Origin of the sequence: Sphaerisporangium siamense (assembly GCF_014205275.1) — a bacterium.
GTDB classification, from domain to species: Bacteria; Actinomycetota; Actinomycetes; order Streptosporangiales; family Streptosporangiaceae; genus Sphaerisporangium; species Sphaerisporangium siamense.
Genome location: NZ_JACHND010000001.1, coordinates 2653467 through 2672267 on the forward strand (window position 1 = coordinate 2653467; position 18801 = coordinate 2672267).

At 69.1% G+C, this 18801-nt stretch carries 23 protein-coding genes; 13 read left to right on the forward strand and 10 right to left on the reverse strand.

Annotation, left to right across the window (positions count from 1 at the left end; translation table 11 throughout):
* The first annotated feature begins 42 nt into the window (after positions 1 to 42).
* The gene (locus BJ982_RS12315) at positions 43 to 1077 is read left to right on the forward strand and encodes a questin oxidase family protein (protein ID WP_184879688.1); all 1035 of its coding nucleotides are present in this window, start codon (positions 43 to 45) and stop codon (positions 1075 to 1077) included.
* Between the two features lie 7 nt (positions 1078 to 1084).
* On the opposite strand, the gene cysS is transcribed toward BJ982_RS12315, so the two are convergent.
* Together cysS and BJ982_RS12325 are read right to left on the reverse strand one after the other, a co-directional pair.
* Complete coding sequence (gene cysS, locus BJ982_RS12320; protein WP_184879690.1) at positions 1085 to 2503, reverse strand: cysteine--tRNA ligase; 1419 nt, start codon at positions 2501 to 2503, stop codon at positions 1085 to 1087.
* Positions 2504 to 2709: 206 nt separating this feature from the next.
* Complete coding sequence (locus BJ982_RS12325; RefSeq protein ID WP_184879692.1) at positions 2710 to 3273, reverse strand: ATP-binding protein; 564 nt, start codon at positions 3271 to 3273, stop codon at positions 2710 to 2712.
* 105 nt (positions 3274 to 3378) lie between these two features.
* Between BJ982_RS12325 and BJ982_RS12330 the strand changes: the two genes are divergently transcribed.
* The 5 genes from BJ982_RS12330 (at position 3379) to BJ982_RS12350 (ending at position 5979) form a co-directional block, all read left to right on the forward strand.
* The gene (locus BJ982_RS12330; RefSeq protein WP_184879694.1) at positions 3379 to 4218 is read left to right on the forward strand and encodes a helix-turn-helix domain-containing protein; all 840 of its coding nucleotides are present in this window, start codon (positions 3379 to 3381) and stop codon (positions 4216 to 4218) included.
* On the forward strand, positions 4208 to 4414 hold the full coding sequence (locus BJ982_RS12335) for a DUF397 domain-containing protein (RefSeq protein ID WP_184879696.1): 207 nt from the start codon (positions 4208 to 4210) through the stop codon (positions 4412 to 4414). The genes BJ982_RS12330 and BJ982_RS12335 overlap by 11 nt, the downstream gene beginning before the upstream one ends.
* A gap of 265 nt (positions 4415 to 4679) precedes the next feature.
* Positions 4680 to 4883 carry a DUF397 domain-containing protein gene (locus BJ982_RS12340; protein ID WP_184879698.1) on the forward strand — a complete coding sequence of 68 codons (204 nt, stop codon included), beginning with the start codon at positions 4680 to 4682 and terminating at the stop codon, positions 4881 to 4883.
* Positions 4884 to 5117: 234 nt separating this feature from the next.
* Positions 5118 to 5393 (forward strand): hypothetical protein, encoded by a 276-nt coding sequence (locus BJ982_RS12345; RefSeq protein WP_184879700.1) that lies wholly within the window; start codon positions 5118 to 5120, stop codon positions 5391 to 5393.
* A gap of 253 nt (positions 5394 to 5646) precedes the next feature.
* Positions 5647 to 5979, forward strand: a complete 333-nt coding sequence (locus tag BJ982_RS12350) for a YciI family protein (protein WP_184879702.1) — start codon at positions 5647 to 5649, stop codon at positions 5977 to 5979.
* 33 nt (positions 5980 to 6012) lie between these two features.
* Here BJ982_RS12350 and BJ982_RS12355 read toward each other — a convergent pair whose 3' ends face one another.
* From BJ982_RS12355 to BJ982_RS12365, 3 genes are all read right to left on the reverse strand, one after another.
* A complete protein-coding gene (locus tag BJ982_RS12355) occupies positions 6013 to 6594 on the reverse strand; it encodes a dihydrofolate reductase family protein (RefSeq protein WP_184879704.1) in 582 nt (193 codons plus the stop codon).
* Positions 6595 to 6660: 66 nt separating this feature from the next.
* Positions 6661 to 7500 carry a helix-turn-helix domain-containing protein gene (locus tag BJ982_RS40395; protein WP_203959176.1) on the reverse strand — a complete coding sequence of 280 codons (840 nt, stop codon included), beginning with the start codon at positions 7498 to 7500 and terminating at the stop codon, positions 6661 to 6663.
* A 50-nt stretch (positions 7501 to 7550) separates the two neighbouring features.
* The gene (locus BJ982_RS12365) at positions 7551 to 8177 is read right to left on the reverse strand and encodes a TIGR03086 family metal-binding protein (protein ID WP_184879706.1); all 627 of its coding nucleotides are present in this window, start codon (positions 8175 to 8177) and stop codon (positions 7551 to 7553) included.
* Between the two features lie 95 nt (positions 8178 to 8272).
* Between BJ982_RS12365 and BJ982_RS12370 the strand changes: the two genes are divergently transcribed.
* Positions 8273 to 9235: a helix-turn-helix transcriptional regulator gene (locus tag BJ982_RS12370; RefSeq protein ID WP_184879708.1), complete on the forward strand. Its 963-nt coding sequence runs from the start codon at positions 8273 to 8275 to the stop codon at positions 9233 to 9235.
* 75 nt (positions 9236 to 9310) lie between these two features.
* A complete protein-coding gene (locus BJ982_RS12375) occupies positions 9311 to 10057 on the forward strand; it encodes a hypothetical protein (protein ID WP_184879710.1) in 747 nt (248 codons plus the stop codon).
* Positions 10058 to 10092: 35 nt separating this feature from the next.
* Here the strand turns inward: BJ982_RS12375 and BJ982_RS12380 are convergent, their stop codons facing one another.
* Both BJ982_RS12380 and BJ982_RS12385 read right to left on the reverse strand, forming a co-directional pair.
* Positions 10093 to 10866: an SDR family NAD(P)-dependent oxidoreductase gene (locus BJ982_RS12380; protein ID WP_184879712.1), complete on the reverse strand. Its 774-nt coding sequence runs from the start codon at positions 10864 to 10866 to the stop codon at positions 10093 to 10095.
* Between the two features lie 88 nt (positions 10867 to 10954).
* Positions 10955 to 11680 carry a GbsR/MarR family transcriptional regulator gene (locus BJ982_RS12385; protein WP_184879713.1) on the reverse strand — a complete coding sequence of 242 codons (726 nt, stop codon included), beginning with the start codon at positions 11678 to 11680 and terminating at the stop codon, positions 10955 to 10957.
* Positions 11681 to 11985: 305 nt separating this feature from the next.
* Here BJ982_RS12385 and BJ982_RS12390 point away from each other — a divergent pair, with 305 nt between their 5' ends.
* Both BJ982_RS12390 and BJ982_RS12395 read left to right on the forward strand, forming a co-directional pair.
* Complete coding sequence (locus BJ982_RS12390; RefSeq protein WP_184879715.1) at positions 11986 to 13215, forward strand: serine hydrolase domain-containing protein; 1230 nt, start codon at positions 11986 to 11988, stop codon at positions 13213 to 13215.
* Positions 13216 to 13335: 120 nt separating this feature from the next.
* On the forward strand, positions 13336 to 13743 hold the full coding sequence (locus BJ982_RS12395; protein ID WP_184879717.1) for a hypothetical protein: 408 nt from the start codon (positions 13336 to 13338) through the stop codon (positions 13741 to 13743).
* Positions 13744 to 13794: 51 nt separating this feature from the next.
* Here BJ982_RS12395 and BJ982_RS12400 read toward each other — a convergent pair whose 3' ends face one another.
* Positions 13795 to 14154, reverse strand: coding sequence for an STAS domain-containing protein (locus BJ982_RS12400; RefSeq protein WP_184879719.1), 360 nt, complete (start codon positions 14152 to 14154; stop codon positions 13795 to 13797).
* Between the two features lie 171 nt (positions 14155 to 14325).
* Here BJ982_RS12400 and BJ982_RS12405 point away from each other — a divergent pair, with 171 nt between their 5' ends.
* Positions 14326 to 14934: a TetR/AcrR family transcriptional regulator gene (locus BJ982_RS12405; RefSeq protein WP_184879721.1), complete on the forward strand. Its 609-nt coding sequence runs from the start codon at positions 14326 to 14328 to the stop codon at positions 14932 to 14934.
* Positions 14935 to 15016: 82 nt separating this feature from the next.
* On the opposite strand, the gene BJ982_RS12410 is transcribed toward BJ982_RS12405, so the two are convergent.
* Both BJ982_RS12410 and BJ982_RS39280 read right to left on the reverse strand, forming a co-directional pair.
* A complete protein-coding gene (locus BJ982_RS12410) occupies positions 15017 to 15640 on the reverse strand; it encodes a response regulator (RefSeq protein ID WP_184879723.1) in 624 nt (207 codons plus the stop codon).
* Positions 15637 to 16821: a sensor histidine kinase gene (locus BJ982_RS39280; protein WP_184879725.1), complete on the reverse strand. Its 1185-nt coding sequence runs from the start codon at positions 16819 to 16821 to the stop codon at positions 15637 to 15639. Before BJ982_RS39280 ends, BJ982_RS12410 begins: the two co-directional genes overlap by 4 nt.
* A 148-nt stretch (positions 16822 to 16969) precedes the next feature.
* Here BJ982_RS39280 and BJ982_RS12420 point away from each other — a divergent pair, with 148 nt between their 5' ends.
* Both BJ982_RS12420 and BJ982_RS12425 read left to right on the forward strand, forming a co-directional pair.
* Entirely contained in the window at positions 16970 to 18037 is a 1068-nt protein-coding gene (locus BJ982_RS12420) for an ABC transporter permease (protein ID WP_184879727.1), read from the forward strand.
* The gene (locus tag BJ982_RS12425) at positions 18034 to 18723 is read left to right on the forward strand and encodes an ABC transporter ATP-binding protein (RefSeq protein WP_184879729.1); all 690 of its coding nucleotides are present in this window, start codon (positions 18034 to 18036) and stop codon (positions 18721 to 18723) included. Before BJ982_RS12420 ends, BJ982_RS12425 begins: the two co-directional genes overlap by 4 nt.
* Positions 18724 to 18801 lie beyond the last annotated feature (78 nt).

The window sequence follows — 18801 nt, forward strand, 5'->3', positions numbered from 1 at the left end:
CTCAGACTATATAGTCTTATCTGTATATAGTCTGGAGGCGATATGGACCACATGGATCACACGGGCCACCTCGACGAGGCCCTAGTCCGGCTCGCGCCCACAGGTCCGGAGTTCGGCGGCGGCCTGTCCAACCACGGCCCGATGGTCGCCGAGGCCCTGGTACGGCTCGGCGCCGCCGGAACCGTGCCCGGCTGGGTCACCGGCTACCTGCCGAGCCTCGCCGGACGCCCGCCCGTGGGCGGCCCCGTCACCGACTGGCGCGCCGCGCTCGGCGACATGCGCAGGCTTGGAGACTGGACCGGCCACTTCGAACGCCTGCTGGCCGAGGGGCCATGGCGCGCGGTGCTGGCCGAGTGGTGGCCACGCCTCGTCCCCGGCCTCGCCGCCGGGGCCACCCACGGCGTGATCCGCACCTCGCACGCCGTCCGCGCCCTCGCCGAGGCCGACACCCCGCCCCGGCGCGCCGAACTGGCGCACGCCCTCGCGTACTGGGCCGCCGCCTACCTGGAACTGCCCGGACGGCCCCTCACCGCCGGCGCGCGGACCCTGGAGGAGGCCGTCGCGGCGCTGCCGGTGCTGGAACTCGCGCCGACGGGCCTCATCTCCGTCCACCTGGGCAACCTCGCCGGACTGCCCGAGTTCGCGGGCGTCGTGTCCTCGTTGCGCCCGCCCGCCGACGTCCCCGCCGACCTCGTACGGCTGTCGCGGGCGTTCACCCGCGTGTTCCTCACCCGGGGCAGGCACGCGCCGATCGCGTTCGTCCACGCCGTCACCACGCCCGTCGCGGTGTCCTCGGTGCTGGGCGACCTGCCGCCCGCCACCTGGCGCGCCACCTACGACGCCGTGTGGCAGGCCTCCGCCGCCCTGTTCAGCGGGTACGCCTACAACGGGACGGCCGAGCCGCTGCCCGAACGCGACCCGTCGGCCCCCGCCGACCTGGCCGGACGCGCGGCCGAGACCGGCGAGGAACACGCGATCAAGCTGACCGAGGCCGCGCTGCGCCAGCACGCCGTCACCGGCGACCCGGTCTTCCTGCACGCCGCCGAGCGGTACATGGACCTGCTCGGGCCGCGCTGACCCGGCCTCAGGACCAGGTCTGGCCCTCGGGGGTGTCAACGACCTTCACCCCGAGGGCCGCCAGCTCGTCGCGCAGCCGATCGGAGGCGCCCCAGTCCTTGACCTCACGGGCCCGGGCACGGGCGTCCAGCAGCTCGGCCGCGCCCGGCGGCAGGACGGCGACGACCGGCGGCTTGCCGATGTCCGCCGACAGATCCAGGCCCAGCACGTGGTCCAGGTGGAGGAACGTCTCGAAGCGCGACCCCGGCGCCACCGACTCGTCGCGCTCCAGCTCGCGCACGATCCGCAGCGCGGCCGGCGTGTCGAGGTCGTCGTCGAAGGCCGCTTGCGCACGGTCGGCGTACTCGCGCGCGATCGGCCGGCTGGGGGCCTCCGCCCACTCGGCGACCCGCTGCCGCCACCGGCGGACCGTGCGGTCCGCGGCCCTCAGAGAGTCCCAGGTGAGGTTCATCTGCTGGCGGTAGCGGTGTTCGAGCAGCGCCAGCCGTACGGCCAGCGGGTCCAGGCCCGCCGCCTCGACGTCCGACAGCAGCACGACGTTGCCCGTCGACTTGGCCATCTTGCGGCCGTCGAACAGCAAGTGCTCGCCGTGCACCCAGTGCTTGACGACGTCGTGCCCGACCGAGGCGTTGGACTGGGCGCGCTCGTCCTCGTGGTGCGGGAAGCGGAGGTCCTTGCCGCCGGTGTGGACGTCGATGTGCTCGCCGAGGAAGCGCAGCGACATGGCCGAGCACTCGATGTGCCAGCCGGGGAAGCCGCGGCCCCACGGGGTCTCCCAGGTCATCTCCTCGTCGGAGCCCTCCCGGTTGAAGCCCTCGCGCTTGGAGCCCTTCCACAGGGCCCAGTCGGCGTGGAAGCGCTTGCGGGAGTCCACGGCCTCCAGCCGGTACGCGGGCTGCAGCGCGTCCAGCCGGTTCCCGGAGATTTCGCCGTACGTCGGGAAGCTGCGCGCGTCGAAGTACACCGACCCGTCGTCCAGCACGTACGCGTGGCCCCTCTCGATGAGGCCCTCGATCATCTCGATCATCAGGTCGATCGACTCGGTGGCCCGGGGCATGTGCTCCGGCGGGCGCATGTTGAGCTTCGCGGTGTCCCGGCGGAAGGCGTCCTCGTAGAACCGCGCGATCTCCAGCGCCGACCGGCCCTCCCTGCGGGCCTGCTGCACCACCTTGTCCTCGCCGGACGCGTCCACCTCGCCGTCGTCCACCAGGTGCCCGACGTCGGTGATGTTCTGGCACAGCAACGTGCCGACGCGGTGCCGCTCCAGCACCCGCCGGATCAGATCGGGCAGCAGGTACGACCGGAGGTTCCCCACATGGGCGTAGCGGTAGACGGTCGGCCCACAGGTGTACACGCGCAGCACACGCGAACCAGGCGCGACGACGCCTTCGACCTGCCGGGACCGGGTGTCATACAGCCGCAACATACGACCGAGCCTAGGACATGCACCGCGGAGGGCCTAGATGCTGTGGGGTCCGGACGGGGGTGCTTCCGGTTAATGGACCCTCATGTTCATCGGCCGGAGGATAGGGCGGCGGCGGGGAATGGGGGGAAGAACTCCCGTCGGGGGTACGGGACAATTCTCCGCGCCGCCGCCCGGCTGTGGGGTGGCGTGGTTCTCCAGGACCTCTCTTACAGGGGGTCGGCGGATTTTCGTGGGCGTGGCAGGGGTGGGAGGTCAGGAGCGCATTTCGTGAGGGGAGAGGAGTCCGTCGCGCTTTCCGCGAGGAGAGGATCGGTCGGCGTGTTTTTACGTTCATAAGTCACGTCGAACCAGACAGTTCGGTCCGTGCTGGTTTTGTGGACGTTCCAGCGATGCGCGAGCGTTTCCAGCAGCAGGAGTCCGCGCCCGCCTTCGGCGCACGGGTCGTCGGAGGTGCGGGTGATCGTCCCGCCGCCCGCGTCCACCACGTCCACGCGGACGAAATCGTGGAAATCGGCGAGCGCCAGGGTGATCCTGCCGCCGTTCCTGGAGTCCGAATGGACGACCGCGTTGGTGACCACCTCGGAGACCAGCAGGATCACGTCGTCGAGCGCCGGATGATCGACGCCGAGTTTCTCCCTGACATACGCCCGTGCGCGGGAGACCGATTCGGGAGTTCCGACCAGCTCGGTGACGCCTAATAGATTTCCTGTCATCATGCGCTTGCCTTTGTGCTCCCCGGATGAAAACCGGATGTCTTTCCGACTTCGCATCACCAGAGTGGAGGTGCGCGGCTACGATCGGTAGCGGAATTGAGGCACTCTCGAACCACAGTTCTTGTCAGGAGAACGGTCAGGTTAATCGGCACCCTCATTTGGATGGGTAGGTGTGATTTGTCCACCGGTAAAGAGATAGACCCTCACGAATCCCCCCGGGCCCTGTTCGCCTACGAGCTGCGCCGGTTCCGGCAATCGGCGGAGCTCACGCAGAAACAACTCGGCGAGCGCATAGGGTTCTCCGACTCCATGGTCAACCTGGTCGAACTGGCCAAACGCCCCCCGTCCCAGCGCTTCGCCGAACTCTGCGACCAGGCCCTCGGCCTCGACGGCACCATGGTCCGCCTCTACACGGCCACCCGCTGGAAGCACTCCCCGGAACACTTCCGCCCATGGCTGGAGGAAGAACAGGAGGCCACGGGCCTGTGGTGCTGGGAGCCGACCATCATCCCCGGCCTGTTCCAGACGGAAGAGTACGCACGGCGGATTCTCGCATCCACGCCTGACATTACCCCTGATGAGGTCGAAGACCGCGTCGTCGCCCGTATGCAGCGCCGGGCGATGCTCAACCGTGCTAACCCGCCCGCTATCGGCGTCCTCATGGACGAAGCCGTCATCCGTCGGCCCATCGGTGGTGTGGCCGTCATGGGAGAGCAGTTGAGATTTCTGCTGGAGATGGCTCAGCATCCGCAGGTGACAATCCAGATCGTCCCGTACGCGACCGATGTGCATTGCGGTCTTGTGGGTGGATTCCTCATCGCCGAACGGAATGGGTCTACCTACGCTGCGTTCGCGGGAGCACTGCCTTATGGGCGAACCGTCGACGATCAACCGACGCTCAACCGCTTGGCCCGCATGTATGACACGATCAGAGCAGAAGCCCTACCGTTCAGGCAGTCTCTACGCCTCATAGAGGAAGTGGTGAACCAAAGTGGCTCTTGATTTACGGCACGCCCAGTGGCGGAAGAGCAGCTTTAGCGGGCCAGAGGGGGACAACTGCGTGGAGGTGGCCTCCAACCTCCCCGGCATCCGTGCCGTGCGTGACAGCAAGACCCCTGCCGGCCCCGCGCTGATCTTCTCCTCCAGCGCATGGACCAGATTCCTGACCTGCATCACAGACGGCACCCTGAACGTCTGACCCGATCGACCTCCCCCTTCCGCTCCCAGGAGCGGAAGGGGAACGCTTGGGGAAGAAAAGGCCTTGTCCGGTTGAGGTGTGTAGACCCCGCCCGTACCGCGCCGTCGTGGTTGTTCGCCGCGTTCCCACCCGAGAACTGTCGGCCTGCGGCGGAAGGAAAGGCGAGCCTGCATGCTGAGGCCGACCGTACGATGCGAAGGGCTGATCCGGCTCGCACGTCCGTTCCTACAGTCTCTACGCCGCATAGAGGAAGTGGTGAACCAAAGTGGCTCTTGATCTTCGGCACGCGCAGTGGCGGAAGAGCACCTTCAGTGGTCCCGAGGACAACTGCGTCGAGGTGGCCTCCAACCTTCCCGGTATCCGCGCCGTCCGTGACAGCAAGAACCCCACCGGGCCTGCACTGGTCTTCTCCTCCGGCACATGGACCATGTTCCTGGCCGGCATCACAGACGGCGCCCTGAACGCCTGACCCGATCGACCTTTCCCTTCCGCTCCCAGGAGCGGAAGGGGAACACTCGAGGAATAAGCCTTGTCCGGCTGAGCTGTGTGAACCCCACCCGTACCGCGCCGTCGTGGTCGCTCACCGCGATCCCACCCATAACCTTCCGGCCTGCGGCAGCGGTGCGAACAGTCCTCGCGGCCTGCGGTAGTGGGGGCCGTTGTTTGCGGTCTTTGAGGGGAGGGAGATTTGTCGGCTGAGGTTGTGGATCCCACCCGTACCGCGCCGTCGTGGTCGCTCACCGCGATCCCACCCACAAACCTCCCGGCCTGCGGCAGCGGTGCAAACAGTTCTCCCGGCCTGCGGCAGTGGCGGCAGGGGAGCAGCCCTCCTGGCCTGCGGCGCGCGCTCATCCCCGATGTGCAAGCCGAGCTGTGGCCGGACGCCACCCACTCGATCGCAGGCCAGTACGCCACCGAGGTCAACGAGCGGGTCCTGCGCTTCATCAACTCGGTCGGCGCCGCCACTCCAACTCCCTGACCTCCCACTCGGCCCTTCGCCACCTGCCTATGGCGCACGCTTCTGCCGCAGGCCGGAAGGATTGTTCTCCGTCGCCGCTGTCGCAGGCTGGGAGGACTGTTCCCCTGCCGCCACTGCCGCAGGCCGGGAAGGTTGGGGGTGGGATCGCGGTGAGCGAGCACGACGGCGGGGCACGGGTGGGTTCTACAACCTCAGCCGGTAACGCCCTTTTCTCCTAGAGCGTGTCTCTTTGATCGTGGGCTACCCTCCGGTCATGGGTAAGTTTCTCGCTGTCCTGAACGGCGCGGCCGACAACGCTGACAAGGCGAAGTTCACCGAGCAGCAGCAGACTGAGTTCATGAATGCGTGGGCGGTGTGGGCTCAGAAGAACGAGCACGCCCTGATCGATCCCGGGGCGCCACTCTTTCGTAAGAAGTTGGTGACGACCCGAGGCGTCGAGGACTTCACCGACTCGAAGACCGGATACGCGATCGTGGAGGCCGAGACACATGAAGACGCGGCGCGGCTCTTCAGTGACCACCCTCATATCGCTTTGCTGCCAGGGAACTCGATCGAGGTCCTTGAGTGCCCGCCTATCCCGTCCTGAGTTCTGCTTCCTTCGCGTACCCGCTCAGATCGGTCAAGGGCGCACCCGATAGCGCAGGTGAAGCACCCGGTCGCCCTGAATCACCACGTCAGGATCCTCCAACAGGTGCTGCGCGTGGACTGCCCCGAAGTAGCGCTTGCCGGACCCGAACACGACGGGTACGACGTCCATGCGCACCTCGTCGATCAGGCCCGCGGCGAGCACCTGGCCACCGACGTCGCCGGCGGCGACCTCGACCATGCGGTCACCCGCAAGCTCCTGCGCCTTGGCCACGGCCGCCTCGACGCCGTCGACGAAGTGAAACGGCGCCTCGGGGTCCCAGCCCTCGGGCATCGGCCGGTGCGACACGACGACCACGTGGTCGATGCCGCCCGGCGGCTTGCCGCCCCAGCCGTCCGTCAGGTCGAAGACGTGGCGGCCGACGATCGTGACTCCGATCTGGTCCCAGTACGGCCGGGTGTAGTCGTAGGAGGTCTGCGACACTTTCAGCGCGCCGCTCTCGTCCAACGGGACGTCACCGCTGGACAACCAGTCGAACAGCGGTCCGGGCTGGTCGTTCTCGTCCGCGACGAAGCCGTCCACCGACACCGAGCTGTACATGACCACCTTGCCCACGGGGGCTCTCCTCTGCTTTGGGGTGCCCCAAATTAGCGTGTCGTGAGCTGTCGCTCTTGTAAGAAATCAATCGGCCGGCAGCGGCCAACCGTCCAGCGCGTGGCCGGGATGTTCGCGCAGGAACCGCCGTCGGACTTCGACGTACCGGGTCGGCGTGAGCCCGGTGAACGCCCGGAACTCGTGGCCGAAGTGGGCCTGGTCGAAGTAGCCTGCGCCCCCGGCGAGGTCGCCCCAGTCGATCGGTCCGGCGGGGTCGATCGCGAACACGGTGGCGGTGAAGCGGTAGGTGCGGGCCAGCCGCTTCGGCGTGACGCCGATGAGCTCCTTGAACCGCTGTGCCAGATGAGTGCCGCTGACACCGGCTGCCACGCTCAGGTCGCCGATCGCCACCGCCCCGCTGGTCGCCGCGATGACGCTGCTCGTATGGCGGACCAGCCCCAGGCCGGCGGTCTCACACAGCCGTCGCATCAGCTCCTCCTCGAGCAGCGTCAGCATCTCGTGCGGTCCGTCCGCCGTGGCCAGCCGGTCTCGCAGCTCAGCGATGGCGGGCCGGCCCCAAACCTGCTCCACCGTCACCGGCCGGTCACACAGCTCGGCCGCGGGCATCGGCAGGAACGGCGCCGGCCCCCACGGCTTGAAGTGCACGCCGACGGACCGGGTCTCCGGCGGATAGCCGAACTCGAAGGCGCGGGTGGGCATGGTGACCACGCAGCCGTCGGCGTACTCGGCCGTTTCGATGTCGGTGCCGGCGCGGATGCGGAACGGCGCCCCGAGGTTGACGATGAGCAACGCCGCCGGCATCGGCGGCAGCGTCAGCCGGGCGTACGGCGACGCACCCTCCAGGTAGTAAAGGTCGTCGATCAGCCCGTCCAGCGGCGGTCGCGGCACTCTGGACACGTACTCCACGCCGACAGTATCGCCCCACTTGCCGAACTTGATGTGGTGGACGTCGATCGTCAGTGCGGGGCGCGGCCGAGGTAGCGGAGCAGTTCGTCGACGACCGGGGTGGCGGAAGGACTGTCGGCGGCCTCGGCCTCGACCACGGGAGCGTAGGCGCCCCACTGGCGCAGGGGTTCGACGGTTCCCCGCGCGGCGGCGAGAAGGTGGCCTGCGAGTTCGTCGTCGAGCGGGGACGGGCGGCCCGTGGCGATCGCGATGTCCCATGCGTGCACGCCGGCGTCGAGCGCGCACATCACCGCGGCGACCGGAGTGGGCAGGTCACCGTGCGGTAGCGGCGTCGGAACGGTCTCGGTGTCGTCGGACACCGTCGCCCACGCCAGGGCGGTCCGCTCGATGGCGTCCTTCACCAGCTCTGCCGCAGTGCCGTCGATGGCTCCTGAAGGCGAGAAGGGGTCGTAGGCCGGACCGTTTCCGATGCCGAGCATCTTCGCGTAGGCGAGCTGGTCGGCCGCGGCGTGCTGGATCACCTGGGTGACCGTCCATTCCGAGCACGGGGTGGCGTTGTCTCCCTGGCCGTCCCGCACACCGGCGACGCTGTTCTCCAGCACCCGGTACGAGGCGGCCAGCACCTCACGCCAGACCGGCTGCAGGGAGGTGACGGCGGCGCTGTCGGTGGTGTTCATGATCTCGCCTTTCGATCTCTTCCTTGCCTGTGACACCAACCTAAGGGCCTATTAGGCTACTTTCGTTCCTAATAGGTCTCCGGGATGAGAAATCGATGGCTCCGACGACGACCCGAGTGCTGCGCCTGCTGTCCCTGCTGCAGGATCGGTCACACACCGGCCGCGAACTCGCCGAGCGCCTCGGCGTCACCGAACGCACACTGCGGCAGGACATCCAGCGGCTCCGTGAACTCGGCTATCCGGTGCACGCCACGCGCGGCGCGGTGGGCGGGTACCGGATCGGACAGGGCGCGAAGATGCCCCCGCTGCTGCTCGACGACGACGAGGCGGTGGCCGTGGCGCTGGCCGTCGGCCTGGCAGAGGACGGCTCCACCGGGATCGCGGACATCGACGCCAGCCTCACCCAAGCGCTCGCCAAGCTCCAGCAGATCCTCCCGAAACGCCTGCAGCGCAAGGTGACCGCCCTGCGGTCGGCCACCGCGGTCGGGCCCGCCACGGTCGGCTCCCGGGAGCCGGACGCCCCGGTGCCCGCCGCCACCCTCACCGTCGTCGCGGGCGCGATCCGCGACGGCGCGACCCTGTCGGTGACCCGCGCCGACATCGAAACCGAGGTGGAGCCGTACCGCCTGATCAGTTGGCGCCGCCGCTGGTTCCTGGTCGCCTACGACCTCGGCGCGCACGCCTGGCGGGCGCTGCCCGTCGCCGGCCTGACCCGCGTCCGGTCCGCGTCCCGCCGTTTCGCCGCCCGCTCCCTGCCCGACGACGACCTCGTCGCCTTCGTTCTGCGCGAAGTAGCCCAGACCGGCTGGAAAGTCCACGCCCGCGTCACCGTCCTCGCCCCCGCCGAGACCGTGATCGCCCGCATCAACCCCGCCGTCGGCGTCGTCGAAGCCGTCGACTCCCACACCAGCGTCCTCGTCACCGGTGCCGACGCTCTGGAGACCATCGCCATCTACCTCAGCATGCTGATGATGGACTTCCGCGTCGACGGCCCGCCTGAACTGGTCGCCCACATCCGCACCCTCGCCCGCCGCTACACCCAAGCCCTCGACGATTAGGTGTACTGACCGCAGGCGACCATTCTTAGAACGCAATCCCGGACAAGGGATCGCCGTATTCGTATTGCGAACCGAATGGGTGCGTACGCGAACTTCACATGGTTCTCCTGCGTCTTACCGGTAGAAGCGATCGCCTGTGTTCTGGAGTCGCAGATGCCGAATCATCAAATACGTGCAGGGCTTATCGTGTTCGGACTCGCGGGGCTGTGCGTGTTGCTCGCGCTGTTCTGGTCGCCGATGTGGATCACATCGGTCGTGCTGTGGGGCGGGGCGGCGGGCTTCACCTGGGTGGGAGCCAGGACGATGCTGGGCAAGATCAAAGCCGTGCGTGCGCAGGACCCTCAGCAGCCCCCTTTCCCCGGGGCGGCGCGGCCTGGCGCCTCGATCCAGGAACCTGCCGGACAGTCCTGGCCGCAGGGGACGGTCGCCAACCCTGCGCCTCCCGGACAGTCGCGGCAGCAGTGGACGTTCGCGAAACCGTCACCTCCTCCGCACCCTGGCGTCGCGCCCATGGACGGCTTACCGCCGAGAACCGAGCCTCACGCGCTACCGGGGCAAGCGGAGCAGGCCGCTTTCGAGGCGGCGGTGCTGGAATCCGCGAAACGGGTGGCGCACGGTATGCGCCGTGCCCTGATCGTGCTCTCCCTCGTCGTTCTGGTGCCCTTGATTCTGTTACTGGCCGTGGGGGCGGTCGTCTCGTTCTTCCGGGGCGACTTTTTCACCGGCGCCGGCATGGGCGGGGTCTGCGCGTACGTGGTCTGGTACTGCCGTGGTCCGCTGAGAAAGTGGCGGGAATGGGCGCCTTTCGTCGAGCGCGACTGATGATGCCGGCACCCCGACCAGGGAGTACGAGAGGGTCACGAGCCGGCGATGACGGCGACCCCTATGCGTCCGCCGTCCACGTCGACGACGGTCCCGTGCACGAATTCCGCCTCGTCGGAGGCCAGGTACAGAGCGGCGGAGGCGATCGCGTCCGGGTGGCCCGCTCGGCCGGCCGGGGTGCCGACCATCAAAGCCTCGCCGGGATACTCCGCCTCCGGCGCGAGGTCGGGCGTGCGGATGACCCCGGGAGACACCGCGTTCACCCGGATGCCCATGGACGCGAACTCCGAGTCCCATGCCCGCGTCAGGGTCTCCAGCGCTCCCTTGGTCGAGCTGTAGAGAGCCCCCACGGGGATGCCCATCCGCGCCACCCAGCTTCCCAGGTTGACGATCGTCCCGCCGCCGGCCGCCGCCATCGCGGGCACCACGGACTGGGTGAGGAAGAACGGCGCTTTGACGTTGACCGCGTAGACCCGGTCGAAGGTCTCGTCGTCGGTGGTCATCGTGGTGGCCGCCGGGAAGATGCCCGCGTTGTTGACGAGGATGTCGATACGGCCGCCGAGTGCGGCGAGCGCGGCGTCGGCGAGCGCCTTGCTCGCCTGTGGGGTGCCGTCGAGGTCGGCGCGCACGAAGTCGGCCCGGCCGCCGCCGGCGCGAATTCCGGCCACGACCGACTCTCCTTTGGCCGCGTCGCGTCCGGAGACGATCACGTGCGCGCCTTCCGCCGCGAAGAGGCGGGCCACTGAGCGTCCGATGTTGCTGGTCGAACCGGTGATGAGGGCGGTCTTGCCGTCCAGTCGCTTGGTCATGGCAGCGAACGTACGACGCCGTTTTTGGACTCGCAAGTCCAAAAAATGAGGCTCGCTGACGGTTCGCCAGGCGAAAGGCCAGGGTGTGTCAATCGCGAGGCGTGCTCCGGGTGGTGTGGATCTGCCGCCACTGCTCCATGGCGTGCCGGTGAGCCTCGCTCACGAGGAGAAGGAACTCGGCGGAGGACTCGAAGCGGGCGCCCGCCGGGGTCGCGACCCCGAGGATCTCGGCTCCGCGCTGCGAGGCGGCCGCCAGGGCGTCGTTCATCCGCAGAGCCGCGGCGAGTGACCGGAGCCAGATCTCGTCATCGACGACATAACGTTCGCGCCTCGCGCCCGGAGGACGCTCCCGCTTGAGCATTCCCTGCTGTTCGAGGAAGGCGACGGCGTGCGAGACCGAAGCGGGGCTGACGCGAAGCCGCTGGACCAGGTCGGTGGCGGTGAGAGCGCCGGAGTCGGTGATGTACAGGCAGGCCAGCACCCTGGCCTCCATGCGGGGCAGGCCCTGCTGGACGAGGAGGGCGGTGAAGGACTCCGTGAAGTCCTGCACCGCTTGCGGGTCGCGCCCATGGGCACTGTCGGGAATCGGGGGGGCCGGAGGCCGAGCCTGCTTGTGGCGGCGCGCGCGATGCCGTGTGGCCTCGTGTGCCCGGTCGGCCCCGTAATCGTCGGGCCCGCCGTTGCGGGTGACCTCCCGCATGATGGTCGAGGCGGGCCGGCCCAGACGCCGGCCGATCTCCGCGTATCCGAGTCCCTCGGCGAGTCCGGCGGCGATGTGCTGACGGTCCTCAGTGGTGAGCCTGCCTCCGGGCATCGGCGCTCGTCTCCTGTCTGTCCACCTGCGCGGAGCTCGGCGCCCGCACACCCGCTGCACAGTATGCATTCAGTCGGAGACCATTGCAATGCCATCTGATCATTCATTGCATTCAGCTTCACATTCATTGCAAAGCTAGGCCGACTTGGGCAGTGTAACTGGGACTACGGGCTCTCATTGCGTGTTGACTGATTTTTAAATGCAATGTAGCGTCGCAGGAGTTCAGGGATTTCCGAACAATGGCGGATGCCACGGCGTCCGGCCGGGACGGGTCTCGCACGATCGAAAGCTGTACGAGGGGATTCATGGTGGGACGAGACAGCGGCTTCTCCGAAGCAGGGCTGCGCAGGGTGCGGGACGTGCTGGCACGGCATGTCGAGTCCGGGAAGATCCCCGGGCTGGTCGCCCTGGTCGGCCGGGGTGACGAGACGCACGTCGAAGCGATCGGGACGATGCGCCATGACGGTGGCGCGCCGATGCGCCGGGACACGATCTTCCGGATGGCATCCACGTCCAAGCCGGTCGCGATGGCGGCGGCGATGGTCCTTCTCGACGAGTGCAGGCTGCGGCTGGACGACCTGGTGGAGCCGTGGCTGCCGGAACTCGCCGACCGACGGGTGCTGAAGCGGATCGACGGCCCGTTGGACGAGACCGTGCCGGCGCGGCGGCCGGTCACCGTACGGGACCTGCTGACCTCCACGTTCGGGCTCGGCATGGACATGACGGCGCTCGGCACTCCGATCATGGGCGCGGTATTCGAGCAGGGGCTCACCCCCCAGGGGCCGGAGCCGATGCCCGAGCCGGACGAGTGGATGCGCCGCCTTGGCACGCTTCCGCTGATGCACCAGCCCGGAGAGCGCTGGCAGTACCACATCAGCAACGATCTGCTCGGCGTGCTCGTCGCCAGGGTAACGGGCCGGTCGTTCGAGACGTTCCTGCGTGAACGCGTCTTCGAACCGCTGGGGATGAAGGACACCGGTTTCCACGTTCCCGCCGACCAGATCGACCGGCTGCCGCCCCTCTACGCCCCGGACCCGCGGACCGGCGAGTTCCTCGTGTGGGACGAGGCCGAAGGGGGACGCCACAGCGAGCCCCCGGCGTTCCAGGGCGGCGGGGGCGGGCTGGTCTCCACCGCCGACGACTACCACGCCTACTTCCGGATGCTGCTGAACCACGGGGCGCACGGGAGCGAGCGGATCCTGTCCCGGCCCGCCGTCGAGCTGATGACGACCAACCGCCTCACGCCCGAGCAGCAAGCCGCCCGGACCGCCATGGCCACCGAGAACGTCCATGTGTCGTTCGGCCAAGGGCAGCACGGCGGCTGGGGCTTCGGGATGGCGGTGCGCACCTACCGCGGCGACTACGCGCCCATTGGCCAGTTCGGCTGGGACGGCGGGAGCGGCACCTCGACCTACGCCGACCCGGAGAACCAGGTCGTCGGAATCCTGCTCACCCAGGTCGGGCTGTCCACCCCGGACGCGGCACGGGTCATGCACGACTTCTGGACCACGCTCTACCAGGCGATCGACGACTGACACCGGGCCCCTTGGTAGACCCCCCCTTGAATCCTGCCCGCTGAGCCCTCGACGGTTCCGCGAGGCCTTCCGTTCTCCCTTCGGTTCACGTTCAGAACACATGCAAAGGATCACATGACCATGTCCATCACCCTCACCGACCAGGACAAGCTCACCCTGCGGACCGCCGCCTACGGCGCCGTCTCGCTGCTCGCCGCCGCCGGCGCCGCCGGCTCACCCCACAAGATCGCGACCGAGGGCTCCATCGCCCTGGCCTCGGCGACCGGCCTGGTCGGGCACGTGCTCGCCGAGAAGTCGAAGATCGCGAACCTCAACGGCAGGTCCGCGGCCGAACTCGCCGACCACGTGCTGCCGGCCCTGACCGAGGCCATGAACCTGCTCAAGAAGCAGGATCCGGCCGAGGCCGCCAACTTCCGCCACACCGTCCTCGTCGCCCTCGACGCGGCCACCCGGACCCGCCAGGGCGAGCCCAGCCCCACCATGGCCGACATGGCCCGCAAGATCACCGCGGCCCTCGACGCCTCGTGATCGGGATGTCCCGGGGTCTTCTCCTCCAGGCCCCGGGACGCGGCGCGTCGATCAAGGCACCTTCCACAGCGGGCGGCCGTCGCACGACACCGGGGCATCGGTCACCGCGGTGAAGGACGCCACCGCGCCGGTGATGTCCAGGACGCGGCGCAGCAGGCCGTGGACGTTGACCAGGGCCACGGTGCCGTGGACCTCGGCCAGGGCGTCACGGGCGCGCAGCAGCGCCTCCACGCCGTGAGAATCGCAGAAGGCGAGGTCGGCGGCGTCCACGACCAGGTGCCGGCAGCCGACGCACAGCGCCGCCCGTACGGCGTCGTCGAGGTAGAGGCCTGAGGCGATGTCCAGGTCCCCGCCCAGGGCGACGATCACACGGTCTTGCCGGTGGGTCATCGAGATCGCCAAAGCGGTCATGATCGGATCCGATCCACGAGCGCCAGGTGTTCGGCGATGCCGCTCGAAGACGAGCGCGCATGTTGCTTCTCGCGACCAGCGTATGCCACCGCCCAATCGCTCTTGTAAGGACTCAGGCGAAGGCCCAGCCTCGCACGGCGTGGGGGCCGAACGAGTCGTAAGCTGCGGAACATGGCGTTCACGGCCAAGGGGCTCGCGACCCGTCAACGCATCATCGAAGGCGCCGCCGCCCATCTGCGCAGCGACGACCCGGGCGATGTCACGCTCGACGACGTGCGCGCGACGACCGGTACGAGCAAGAGCCAGCTCTTCCACTACTTCCCCGGCGGGAAGGAAGAACTACTCCTCGAAGTCGCTCGCTTCGAGTCCGGCCGGGTGCTGGAGGACCAGCAACCCCACCTCAGCGCACTCGACTCGTGGGACTCCTGGGAGCGGTGGCGCCGGGCGGTCGTCGCCCGCTACCGCGCCCAGGGGTCACGGTGCCCCCTCGCATCGCTGATGAACCAGGTCGGCAGCGTGCCGGGCGCCTCCGAGGTGGTCACGACGCTGCTCCGGCAGTGGCAGGAGTACCTTCAGCGGGGAATCACCACCATGCAGGAACACGGAGAGGTGAGCCCGCACCTCGACGCCGGCCGCACGGCCGCGGCCTTCATCGCCGGCATCCAGGGCGGCGTGAGCGTACTCCGCTCGACCGGCGACACCTCCCACCTGGAGGCCGTCCTCGACCTCCTCCTCTCCCACCTCCGCACCAGCGAACTCACCTGCCCCACCACCGCCTGAGCCCACCGGCCGCTGTGCATCGCGGTCAGATCACGCGGCAAGGGCGCGTGTGAAGAAAATGACGCGTCCCGGACCGGAAGGCTCAAGGGGAGCGGATGAGGCCCCTTCTGGAGGCCGCCGCGACGGCCGCGGTGCGTGAGTCGACTCCCAGCTTGGCGTAGATGTGCGCCAGATGGGTCTTGACCGTGGTCTCACTGAGGAACAACGCCTTGCTGATCTGCCGGTTCGACAGGCCCGCGGCGACATGCCCGAGAACCTCCAGCTCACGCGGGCTGAGCGTGGAATCAGGCGCGCGCACCCGGCCCAGCAGGCGTGAGGCGACGCTCGGCGCCAGGGCGCCGGCTCCGGCGGCGGCCGAGCGGATGGCGGCGTGCAGATCCTCGGGCGGAGCGTCCTTGAGCAAGTAGCCGGTCGCGCCCGCCTCGACGGCGGCCACGATGTCGGCGTCGGTGTCGAAGGTCGTCAGCACCAGAACCCGGGGACCGTCCAGGGCCACGATGTGCCGGGTCGCCTCGGTGCCGTGCAGGCCGGGTCCGAGCTGGAGATCCATCAGCACCACGTCGGGAGCGAGCGCGGCGGCGAGTTTCGTCCCCTCCTCGCCGGTGGCGGCCTCGCCCACCAGATCGAAGTCGGGCTGCCCGGCGAGCATCGCTCGCAGTCCCGAGCGAACGACAGGATGGTCGTCCACCAGGAGGATCCGGATCACGGTGCCTCCCCGGGCGGCAGCGGCAGGGTGGCCACCACCGCCGTGCCCTCGCCAGGGGCGGACTCCACGGTGAGGCTGCCGCCCAGCGCGCTGACCCGCTCGTGCATCGCACGCAGGCCGAACCCCGCGGAACCGTCCGGGGCGAATCCCCGGCCGTCGTCGTAGACGTCCAGCATGACCACGTCGTCGAGGTACGTGAGCGTCACTCCGGCATGCTCGGCTGCGGAGTGCCGGCTGACGTTGCCCAACGCTCCCTGGGCGATGCGCAGCAGCGCCGCGTCGTAGTCCTCCGGCAGCGGCACCGGAGTGCCGGAGATCTCGAAGCGGGCCTGGATGGCGGTGCCGGCCACGGCGGAGTCGCTGACCCTGCGCAGCGCCGCGACCAGCGACGAGTGCTGCAGCACCGGCGGAGCCAGCGCCCGGACGAAGTTGCGCGCCTCCTCCAGGTTCTCCTTGGCCGCATCCTGCGCCTCGGCGATGCGGCGCTCGGCCATGGAGAGATCGTCGCCGAGATCCCGCCGAGCGGCGCGCAGCAGCAGGATGATGCTGGACATACCCTGCGCCAGCGTGTCATGAATCTCTCGCGCCAGGCGTTCACGCTCGGCCAGTCGCGCGGCGTCGCTCTCCGCCCGCAGCAGTTTCTCCCGGGTGTGGACCAGATCGTCGATCAGCAGCCGGCGCTGCTCGCTCTCGGTGTAGAGGGCCTTGTAGACCATCGCCATCAGCGTGGCGACCGCGGCGCCGATCGTCGGCCCGATGACCTGGGCCGCGGTGACCCGGCCTTCGTGCCAAGCGCCGGCCAGGACGGCCGCCACGGTCAGCACCGCCACGCCCGGAAGCGCGACTGCCAGGGGCAGCAGGTGGAGGTAGGCGAAGAAGAGCGGGAAGGCCAGCCAGACGAACTGCGGCGCTGCCAGGGCGAGCGCCGCCCACCCGAGCGTGGTCATCACCAGCCAGGCGCGGCCGAGCAGCAGGTGGGTCGGCCCGCCGAAGTGCGGCAGCCGCCCCTCGATCGCCACGCCCGCCGCGTAGAGAAGCCCGAGGAGCGTCCCGCCCAGCACCAGCGCGAGCCGCCCCTGCCCGGCGACGCCGGCGAGGGCGATCACCAGGAGGATCGCGAACGTGCCGTGCACGGTCCAGCGAAGCAACCGGAGCGCGGGCGAGAACGGATGGTCAGACATCTCTCACCTAACGTATGCGAGACCGTCGCGCCCCGACATCGTGCAAAAGGAGTATTGCTGGCCGACCTCATGCACGATGTGTCGAACCATCCCACTCGCGCACGCTGACGGGGTCAGCCTTCCTTCCAACCGCAACGGGGGACGCGCCGTGTTCGTGGCGCTCAGAGACCTGCGCTTCGCCAAAGGACGGTTCGCCCTCATGGGCACCGTCGTCTTCCTCATCACCCTCCTGGTGACCATGCTCTCCGGCCTGACCGCCGGCCTGGCATGGGAGAACATCTCAGCGGTGGAAGACCTTCCAGCCGACCACATCGTCTTCGACGGCGGCGAGCAGCCCGCCTTCGCCGACAGCCGCATCACCGACCAGACCTGGAAGGACTGGCGGCAAGTGGCGGGCGTCACGGCCGAACGCCTGGGCGTGTCCATGTCGAGACTCGCCTACGGTGACGGGCAAAGCGCGGCAGTGGCCCTGTTCGGCGTCCAGCCCGGCGGCGACCTCGCCCACGGCAAGCCGGTCAACACGGGTGAGGTCGTCCTTTCCGCGGCCCTCGCGACCGGCACCGGGCTGAAGACCGGCGACACCGTGCGGATCGCCGGCGAGGACTTCACCGTCGCCGGCCTCGGTGACCAGGCGTCCTACAGCCACGCCCCACTCGCCTGGATGAGCATCGGCGACTGGGAGCCGATGGGCCGCCAAGGCGGCGTCGACACCGCGGCCACCGTCCTGGCCCTGCGCACCGGCGGTGCGGCCGACCTGGCCGCCGCCGACAGCCGGCTCGGCACCACGACCGTCCCGCTGTCCGAGGCGCCCGCCGCGATCGGCTCCTTCTCCTCCGAGAACGGCTCGCTCCAGCTGATGCGCGGCTTCCTGTTCGCGATCTCCGCCCTGGTCATCGGCGCCTTCTTCACCGTCTGGACGATCCAGCGGCGCGGCGACGTCGCCGTGCTCAAGGCGCTCGGCGCGAGCTCCGGCTACCTCCTGCGGGACGCACTCGCCCAGGCGGTCATCGTGCTGCTCGCCGGCGCGGGCGCGGGCGGCCTGCTCGGCGCGGGCCTCGGCGCGCTCGCCGAAGGCACCGTCCCGTTCGTGCTGTCGGTGACCACCACCGTCGTCCCGGTGGCCACGATGATCCTCCTCGGCGCCGCGGGCGCCGCACTGGCCATCCGCAAGATCACTTCTGTCGACCCGCTGATCGCCCTGGGAGCCTCCCGATGACCCTCGTGCTCACCGACGTCGTCCTGACCTACCCCGACGGGGACCACACCCTGACCGCGCTCGACCACGTCAGCCTGGCCGTCGCGGCGGGCGAGTTCGCCGCGGTGGTCGGCCCGTCCGGCTCGGGCAAGTCCAGCCTGCTCGCCGTCGCCGCCACCCTCATCACGCCCGACGCGGGAACGGTCGTCATCACCGGCCAGGACGTCTCACGTGCCGGCCGGACAGCCCGCACCAATGTCCGGCGCGACCACATCGGCATCGTGTTCCAGCAGGCCAACCTGCTGCCCTCCCTCACCACGCTCGACCAGCTCCTGGTGATGGCGCACCTGGCCGGTCAATCCCCTCGCACCGCGAGCGTCCGCGCCCGCGAGCTACTGCTCGCCGTCGATCTCGGCGGCAAGGAACACAAGCGCCCACACCAGCTGTCCGGAGGCGAGCGCCAGCGCGTCAACATCGCCCGCGCGCTGATGAACGGCCCCGAGGTGCTGCTGGTCGACGAGCCCACCAGCGCGCTCGACCACCATCGGGGCGAGCAGATCATCTCCCTGCTCGCAGAGCTCACCAGGAACAACGGGCTGGCCACCGTCATGGTCACGCATGACCTGGCCACGCTGGCGATGGTGGACACCGTCCTGACCATGAGCGACGGCAGCCTCACGGAAGGCGCCGCGACTCAGGTCGTCTGACCGGGGCCGGGGCCGCCCTGGTGCGCTTCACACGCGGGGACGACGCGACCACGGCCACCTTCGCCGGTCCGTCAACGA